This window comes from Amycolatopsis panacis, from assembly GCF_003600245.1.
GTDB classification, from domain to species: Bacteria; Actinomycetota; Actinomycetes; order Mycobacteriales; family Pseudonocardiaceae; genus Amycolatopsis; species Amycolatopsis sulphurea.
The window spans coordinates 1-8,054 of sequence record NZ_QZFV01000016.1 but is presented as its reverse complement, the minus strand read 5'-3'; the positions used below and the strand labels follow the sequence as shown (position 1 = coordinate 8,054).

The following is an 8,054-nucleotide window of genomic DNA, read 5'->3' as shown; positions in this document are numbered from 1 at the left end:
GGCTGTGAAGGGACCCTTCACGGACTCTGAGTCCGTCAGGGGCACCCTCACGGACCCGAAACCGGTCGGGCAGCCACGGCTCTCTCTGATGATCACGGGTCCGCGACCAACTTTGCCGGGACCCTGGACCCCGAGTCCGTGAAGGGTCCCTTCACGGACCCCGCTCGCGGACGGGTGGGGGGTCAGGCCGCGCGGCGGCCCGCCTTCGGGATGACCAGCGGGGTCCCGGTTTCCGGGCAGTCCATCACCCGGCACGGGAGTTCGAAGATGCGGGCCACGTTCTCCTCCGTCACCACTTCCGCGGGAGTCCCGGTGGCCAGCACCTCACCGCCGCGCATGGCGATGAGGTGGGTGGCGTAGCGGGCCGCGTGGTTGAGGTCGTGCAGCACCGCGACCAGGGTGCGGCCCTGGTTCGCGTGCAGATCCGCGCACAGGTCGAGGATGTCCATCTGGTGCGCGATGTCCAGGTACGTGGTCGGCTCGTCGAGCAGCAGCAGTTCGGTCTGCTGGGCGAGCGCCATCGCCATCCACACGCGCTGGCGCTGCCCGCCGGACAGCTCGTCGACGAGGCGTTCGGCGAGGTCGGCCACCCCGGTGGCGCGCATGGACTCGGTGACCACCGAGGCGTCCTCGCGGGACCACTGGCGCAGCAGCTTCTGGTGCGGGTACCGGCCGCGGGAGACCAGATCGGCCACGGTGATGCCGTCCGGGGCGACCGAACTCTGCGGCAGCAGCCCGAGCCGGCGGGCCACCTCCTTCGCGCCGTAGCTGGAGATCACCTCGCCGTCGAGGAACACCGAGCCCTTGCGGGGCTTGAGCATCCGCGAGAGCGCGCGTAGCAGCGTGGTCTTGCCGCAGGCGTTGGGGCCGACGATGACCGTGAACGACTTGTCCGGGATCACCACGCCGAGCGATTCGGCGACGGTGCGCCCGTCGTAGGCCAGGGTGAGTTCTTCGGCGTGCAGCCGCGGCCGGGTCCGGGCCGGGGCGTCCTCGATCGTCTGTGCCACAGAGGTAAGGCTAACCTAGTGACCCCCGTTCGGGGAGTTCCGTTCGTCGCATCGCCGAGGGTGACCGGACGGTGCCGGTTCCGCCGCGGTGCTGGGGAATGCCGCGCCGCACAAGCGTAATCGTGAGCTGGAGGAGTACGGGGCCCGCTTCCCGGGAAAGCCTGTCACGCCGGGCGTGGCCAGGTGCCTGCCAGGCTGCACCTGCCCGAAGGCAGGTGTCAGGTCCCGGTGCGTGGTGCCGGCGCGGCCATCGTCACCACGGCGTCCCGCAGCGCGGCCCGCAACCTGCCGACCTCAAGAGGGCCGAGCACTGCTGCCTCGCCGGGTGGCGCGACCAGCACGATCTTGTCGTCCGTACCCACGAATACCGTCAGATCCCGGCGCCTGCCCGCCAGATCCCGGCATCCGACCGACCATTCGTCCCGCCCGTCCCGCCCAGTCACGGCCTTCGCCCTCCGATCCACACCGCTTCGCGTGTCCTCGTGCCGCGGTGGGACCGGGGGCGCCGGAGGCCCTTACGCCGGTTCACCCGAATTGCCTACTGCCGGGTATTCCGCGCTCGCGCGAGATGTGGCGAAGCGGGGACGGGAGTAGCGTCCGGGCGCAGGTGCGGGCACCAGGAGGGACGAGCGGACATGGCGGAACCCCGGAAGATCGTCGTCATCGGAGCCGGCTTGGCGGGGGCGTCCGCCGCGGCCGCGGTGCGGGAGCGCGGATTCGGCGGCGAGGTGCTGCTGCTCGGCGCGGAATCGCACCGGCCTTACGAGCTGCCGCCGCTGTCGAAGGGGGTGCTGCTCGGCGCTGCTGACGAGCCCGACTGGGTACGTGCCGAAGGGTTTTACGCCGAGCACGACATCCAGCTGTCGTCCGGAGTCGCCGCGACGAGGCTGGAGCTGGGCGCGCGGCTCGTCTTCGACGATGCCGGGGGCGAGCACCGGTACGACAGGCTTGTCCTGGCCACGGGCTCGCAGCCGCGGAAGCTGAACGTGCCTGGAGGCGATCTGCCCGGCCTGTACACGCTTCGGACGATCGATGACTCGTTGAAGCTGCGCGCCGCCTTCGCACGGGCACAGCGCGTGGTGATCGTCGGCGCGGGCTGGATCGGTACCGAGGCAGCCGCGGCTGCGCGTACGCAGGGTGCCGAGGTCACTGTCGTGGCGCCGGAGAAACTGCCGTTGGCGAACGTACTCGGCGCTGAGGTTGCCGGGGTCTTCCGGAATCTGCACACCGAGCACGGCGTGCAGTGGCGGCTCGGTGAGGGCGTTGCTGCGATTACCGGAGACACTGAGCCCACCGGCGTACGGCTGACCAGCGGTGACGAGATACCGGCCGACGTAGTGCTGATCGCGGTGGGCGCGGCCCCTCGGGTCGATCTCGCGCACGCGGCGGGCCTGGAAATCGCTGACGACGGTGGGGTGGGCGTTGACGCGGGTCTGCGTACGGCGGCGCCGGATGTGTACGCCGTCGGCGACATCGCTTCGCACTTCCATCCCCGCTACGGCCGCCGCGTACGCGTCGAGCACTGGGCGACGGCGCGTGGGCAGGGTACGCATGTTGCGGGCAATCTCTTCGGCGAGAACGAGCCGTACCTGGACTCTCCGTATTTCTTCACCGATCAGTACGAGCCGGACAAGGGCGGCCCGGCGATCGGCTGCGAATACCGTGGTCTCGCGGATCCGGAGAACGACCGCCTCGTGGTCCGAGGCGATCTGGCGGCGTACGACTTCACCGCGTTCTGGCTGGGTTCCGACGGCGTGGTGCACGCGGCGATGAACGTGAACCAGTGGGACGACGGGGATGCGTTGGACCGTTTGGTGGGTGAGCGGATCAGCGTGACCGCCGAGCAGCTGACCGACGGGAGTCTCGCCGATCTCGGCGGGTGAGTGCATCGGGCGGGTGGGGGAGCGCGAATCCGCTGAACGGGGGATGGAGCCGGGCCCGCCGTTCGGGATCTGATCACTTTGTCCGGCAGCAGGCCAGGAACTCTGGATCTCCCGCACGGTGATCCGCTATACATCGGATGTATCGCGAAGCTGGAGTGAGAGGGGATACGTCCGTGCGGTTCGAGCGCCCCGGCGAGGTCGACGGTCTCGGCCGCCAGATCTTGCGGCGAGCCTGACATGCCGAAGATCGTGGGCCTGGAAGTCCACGATATCCGCTTCCCGACTTCGCGGGAGCTGGACGGTTCCGACGCGATGAACCCGGATCCGGACTACTCGGCCTCCTACGTCGAGCTGCGCGCCGACGACGGTCCGGACGGCTACGGGTTCGCCTTCACGATCGGGCGTGGCAACGACGTTCAGGCCGCGGCCATCCGCGCGCTCGCCCCGCTCGTCGCCGGCCGTGTGGTGCCCCTGGCTCCCGTCGCACCCGGATTCTCCGCACGGATGCACGACGCGACTCTGCGCCGTTTCCGCTTTCCGGATGGTCCGGAGTGGACGGATCGGTGAAGGAGACCGGCAGGCTGGCCACTGGAACCGGCCTGTCCCCATCAAGGAGGATTCGGTGCGTACGAAGGTAATCCGGCTGGCTGCCGCAGTGGCCGTGAGTGGGCTGATGCTCGCCGGATGTGGGTCCATAAAGGACAAGACGGCTACATCCGCGACCGGTGGCCGGATCGGCGCGACAGTGCCGCTGCTGACCTCGCCGTTCTGGCAGGCCTACCACAACTACGTGCCGCGGATGGCGAAGCAGCAGGGGCTCGACGCGTTGCCGGCGGTGAACGCGGACAACGATTCGGCCAAACTGATCACCGATATCGGCACGCTGCTGGCCGAGGGCGTCCGGGGGCTGGTGGTCACGCCGGTCGATTCCGCGGCGGTGGTGGCCGGGTTGAAACAGGCGGACAACAAGGGTGTTCCGGTGGTTTCGGTGGACGTCGCGCCCGAGGGCGGCAAGGTGGCCATGGTCGTGCGCGCGGACAACCGGGCCTACGGCGTCAAGGCCTGCGACGCGATCGGCCGTCGGGTCAAGAGCGGCAAGGTCGTGCAGGTGATGGGCGATCTGGCCTCGGTCAACGGCCGCGATCGCTCGGCCTCGTTCCGTGACTGTATGAAGCAGAAGTACCCGGCGCTGAAGGTGCTGGAGATCCCCGCGGAGTGGAAGGCGGACAAGGCTTCGTCCGGTTTGGACAGTCTGCTCACCGCGAATCCGGACATCAAAGGCGTGTACCTGCAGGCCGGCGGGGTCTACCTGGCACCGGCCGAACAGGCGCTCAAGCGTAAGAATCTGTTCTTCCCCTTCGGGGATCCGCGGCATGTGGTCACGGTCAGCAATGATGGTATCCCGCAAGAGCTGGCCGCGATCCGCAGCGGCGACCTGGACGCCACCGTTTCCCAGCCCGCCGACGCGTACGCCAAGTACGGCATGTACTGGCTCAAGAAAGCGATGGCGGGTGAGACGTTCAAGCCCGGCCCGACCGACCACGGTTCCCAGATTGTGGAGATCAGTCCGGGAATTCTGGAAGATCAGCTGCCCGCGCCGGTGGTCACCAAGGACAATGTGGACGACAAGGCGCTGTGGGGTAACAACCTGTGATCGCGCCGGTGGTGCAAGCCGTGGGCGTCGGCAAGCGTTACGGGCCGACGGTCGCCCTGCACGACGTCAGCCTCACCGTGCGACCCGGCGAATCTCACGCGCTGGTCGGCCGGAACGGGGCAGGAAAGTCCACTTTGGTGTCCATCCTCACCGGACTGTCCGCAACGGACAGTGGCAGCGTGTCCTTTTCCGGTGAGCCTGCTCCGCCTTTGTCCAAAAAGGATGCGTGGCAGTCTCGTGTGGCGTGTGTGTACCAGCACGCCATGGTGGTGCCGCAGCTGAGCGTCGCGGAGAACCTGTTCCTCAACCGGCCTGCGCGCGGCGGGTTGATCGGCTGGAAGAAGCTGCGCAGGCAGGCTCGCGAGCTGCTCGATTCCTGGGGCGTGCGGGTGGCCGTGGACACCCCGGCAGGTGAACTGTCCATAGAGGACCGTCAGTTCGTGGAGATCGCCAGGGCGCTCAGTCGTGGCGCGCGGTTCATCGTGCTCGACGAGCCGACCGCGCAGCTGGACAGTCAGGCGATCGAGCGGCTCTTCGCGCGCATGCGGCAGATGCAGCAGAGCGGGATCACGTTCCTGTTCATTTCACATCACCTGCACGAGGTTTACGAGGTGTGCCAGGCGGTCACCGTGCTGCGCGACGCACGGCACGTGCTGACCGCGCCGGTCGAGAAGATCGGCCGGGCCGAGCTGGTCGACGCGATGACCGGCGAACAGGACGGGCTCCCGGCCGCCGTCACCCACGCCCCACTGGCCGTCGGCGCCGGGGAAGTACTCACCGTCACCGCGCTTTCCGGCGACGGTTTCCGCGACGTGTCCTTACAGGTCCGTCGCGGCGAGGTGGTCGGACTGGCGGGCAGCAACGCGAGCGGCAAGCACCAGGTCGCCGAGACGGTGTACGGGCTGCGCGCACCCACCGCAGGAACCGTTGCCGTGGAAGGAAAAACGTTGCCTTCCGGCGATATCGCAGCGGCATTGCAGGCGGGGATTGGCTGTGTGCCTCGCGATCGGCACCACCAGGGGCTTGTGCTCGCACATTCGATCATGGACAACGTCACGCTTTCCGTGCTCGACCGGATGGGCCGCTGCGGCATCGCGACGCCGAGGGCACGCCGGGCGCGCGGCACTCGTGCGCTGTCGGACTACGGCATCGTCGCCACCGGACCGGAGCAGCCGGTGTCCGATCTGTCCGGTGGCAATCAGCAAAAGGTCGTGCTCGCCCGGGCGCTGGAGCGTGATCCACGCGTGGTGGTGCTGATCAACCCCACCGCGGGCGTGGACGTGAAATCGAAGGAGGCGCTGCTCGCGGTCGTCGACCGGGTGCGGGCCGAGGGGAAGGCGGTGCTGCTGGTGAGCGACGAGCTGGACGATCTGCGCCGGGCCGACCGCGTGCTGGTGCTGCGCGGCGGTGCCGTCGTGGCCGAGCACCGGGCCGGCTGGTCCGACGGGGAGCTGGTGGCCGGGATCGAAGGAGTCGGGCGCCATGACTGACGTGCTGACCAGCCCGCGGACGGCGGTGTCCGCGCGGCGCCACGGGCGGTGGCTGCGTGAGCTGGCGCTGTTGCCCGCGCTGGTGGTCGTGTTCGTGATCGGCGGATTGATCAGCGACACGTTCCTCACCTTCGACAACGTGCTGAGCATCCTGTCCGCGGCGGCCGCGTTGTCCCTGGTGGTGCTCGGCGAGTCGCTGGTGCTGCTGACCGGGAAGTTCGACCTGTCGCTCGAATCGACCATGGGCATCGCCCCGGCGATCGGCGCGATGCTGGTGGTCCCGGCCGCGTCGTCCGGTTTCGGCACCGGATGGCCCACCGCGCTCGGGCTGCTCGCGATCCCGGTCGCCGGCGCGCTGATCGGCTTCGTGAACGGCTTCCTGATCGTGAAGCTGAAGCTCAACGCGTTCATCGTGACGCTGGCGATGCTCACCGTGCTGCGCGGTACGCAGATCGGCGCCACCGGCGGCAAGACCCTGTTCGATCAGCTGGACGCGTTCACCGCGTTGGCGACCACCACGTTCGCCGGGCTGCCGATGTCGGTGTGGCTGGCCGCGGCGCTGTTCACGCTGTTCGGCCTCGGTCTGCGCTACCACCGGACGGGCCGGGCGCTGTACGCGATCGGCGGCAACCCGGAGGCGGCGCGCGCCGCGGGGATCCGGGTCGACCGCATCTCCTGGCTCGTGTTCGTGGCGGCCGGAGTCCTGGCCGCGTTCGGCGGGCTGGCCTACACCGGCTACGTCGGGGCGCTCGGCGCGGACCAGGGCGACGGGCTGATCCTGCAGGTGTTCGCCGCGGCCGTGATCGGCGGGGTTTCGCTCGACGGCGGCAAGGGCACCCTCGTCGGCGCGTTGACCGGGGTCCTGCTGCTGCAGTCGGTGGACAGCCTGCTGCGGATCGCGCAGGTCCCCGCGGAGTGGCTGAAGGCGATCTACGGCGGCATCATCCTGATCGCGCTGATCATCAGCCGTTATGCCGGAGGAAAACCGCAAACCTGACGGGCGGCGCTCCGGTGATCATCCGACCTTCGCGCGTTCAGGAGATCGTGGCGGTCGGCTTGCCGGGGACAAGGGCGCCGCGGAGCCACTGCTCGACGCCGGCGATGTGCACCGTGGCCCAGGACCGCGCCACCTCCGGTTCACGGCCGGCGATCGCCTCGTAGATCGCGACGTGCTGCTGCCGCGTGCGGGCCACGGCCCCATCCTGGGTCAGCCCGCGCCAGATCCGCGCCCGCGCGGTCGGCCCGGAGAGGCCCTCCAGCAGCGAACACAGCACCGGATTGCCCGAACCTTCCGCGATCTTGCGGTGGAACCGCAGATCATGGGCCACCAGTTCGGGCACACCCGGCGCTTCGCCCGGCTCGCCGAGCAGGGTGCCCAGCTCGGCGATGTCCGCCTCGCTCATCTGCTGCGCCGCCAGCGCGGTCGCGGCCGGCTCCAGAATCCGGCGCACGGCGAGGAAGTCCAGTACCGTGTCGTCCCGGTGGAAATCGACCACGAAGGTCAGCGCGTCGAGCAGCAGGCCCGGCTCCAGGCTGGTCACATAGGTGCCGTCGCCCTGACGGACGTCCAGCACCCGGATCAGGCACAGCGCCTTGACCGCCTCGCGCAGCGAACTGCGCGAGAGGCCGAGCCGCTGGGCCAGCTCGGCCTCTCTGGGCAGCCGGTCACCCGGGGCGAGTTCGCCGGAGACGATCATCTCCTTGATCTTGTCGATCGCGGCATCGGTGACCGGCACGGTGACCGCCCCTCCCTGCAGAGACCTCGGATGTTTCGGGGTACTGCGCATAGCGTGCCACGTAACTCGTCAGGAGGACCAATGATCCGTCGCCCGGCTATGCACCGCACCCCGGCCAGAACCGCCGCCGCCGGAGGGGAACCACCGGTGAGGGCAGGGCCCCGGCAAAGTTGGTCGGGGGCCCGGCAGCGGGCGATGCGGAGGTGTGTGTGCGACCACCTCGTGGCGTGCGCCGGACCGGTTTCGGGTCCGTGAAGGGACCCTTCACGGACTCTGAGTCT

General features: G+C 69.1%; 7 protein-coding genes and 1 pseudogene. 5 read left to right on the top strand and 3 right to left on the bottom strand.

What is annotated here, in order from left to right; all coding sequences use genetic code 11:
- Positions 1 to 182: 182 nt before the first annotated feature.
- Both D5S19_RS01435 and D5S19_RS01430 read right to left on the bottom strand, forming a co-directional pair.
- On the bottom strand, positions 183 to 1,010 hold the full coding sequence (locus tag D5S19_RS01435) for an ABC transporter ATP-binding protein (protein WP_120021514.1): 828 nt from the start codon (positions 1,008 to 1,010) through the stop codon (positions 183 to 185).
- Between the two features lie 218 nt (positions 1,011 to 1,228).
- Positions 1,229 to 1,453, bottom strand: a complete 225-nt coding sequence (locus D5S19_RS01430; protein ID WP_120021515.1) for a hypothetical protein — start codon at positions 1,451 to 1,453, stop codon at positions 1,229 to 1,231.
- Positions 1,454 to 1,645: 192 nt separating this feature from the next.
- On the opposite strand from D5S19_RS01430, the gene D5S19_RS01425 reads away from it, so the two are divergent.
- The 5 genes and pseudogenes from D5S19_RS01425 (at position 1,646) to D5S19_RS01405 (ending at position 7,034) form a co-directional block, all read left to right on the top strand.
- Positions 1,646 to 2,893: an NAD(P)/FAD-dependent oxidoreductase gene (locus D5S19_RS01425; RefSeq protein WP_120021513.1), complete on the top strand. Its 1,248-nt coding sequence runs from the start codon at positions 1,646 to 1,648 to the stop codon at positions 2,891 to 2,893.
- A gap of 237 nt (positions 2,894 to 3,130) precedes the next feature.
- Positions 3,131 to 3,397: pseudogene (locus D5S19_RS01420) on the top strand (fuconate dehydratase); the annotation flags it as partial.
- 118 nt (positions 3,398 to 3,515) lie between these two features.
- Complete coding sequence (locus D5S19_RS01415; protein WP_233573656.1) at positions 3,516 to 4,547, top strand: sugar ABC transporter substrate-binding protein; 1,032 nt, start codon at positions 3,516 to 3,518, stop codon at positions 4,545 to 4,547.
- Positions 4,544 to 6,037: a sugar ABC transporter ATP-binding protein gene (locus tag D5S19_RS01410; protein ID WP_120021511.1), complete on the top strand. Its 1,494-nt coding sequence runs from the start codon at positions 4,544 to 4,546 to the stop codon at positions 6,035 to 6,037. Before D5S19_RS01415 ends, D5S19_RS01410 begins: the two co-directional genes overlap by 4 nt.
- Positions 6,030 to 7,034: an ABC transporter permease gene (locus D5S19_RS01405; protein WP_120021510.1), complete on the top strand. Its 1,005-nt coding sequence runs from the start codon at positions 6,030 to 6,032 to the stop codon at positions 7,032 to 7,034. The genes D5S19_RS01410 and D5S19_RS01405 overlap by 8 nt, the downstream gene beginning before the upstream one ends.
- 37 nt (positions 7,035 to 7,071) lie before the next feature.
- On the opposite strand, the gene D5S19_RS01400 is transcribed toward D5S19_RS01405, so the two are convergent.
- Positions 7,072 to 7,773 (bottom strand): FadR/GntR family transcriptional regulator, encoded by a 702-nt coding sequence (locus D5S19_RS01400; RefSeq protein ID WP_120021509.1) that lies wholly within the window; start codon positions 7,771 to 7,773, stop codon positions 7,072 to 7,074.
- Positions 7,774 to 8,054: the final 281 nt, after the last annotated feature.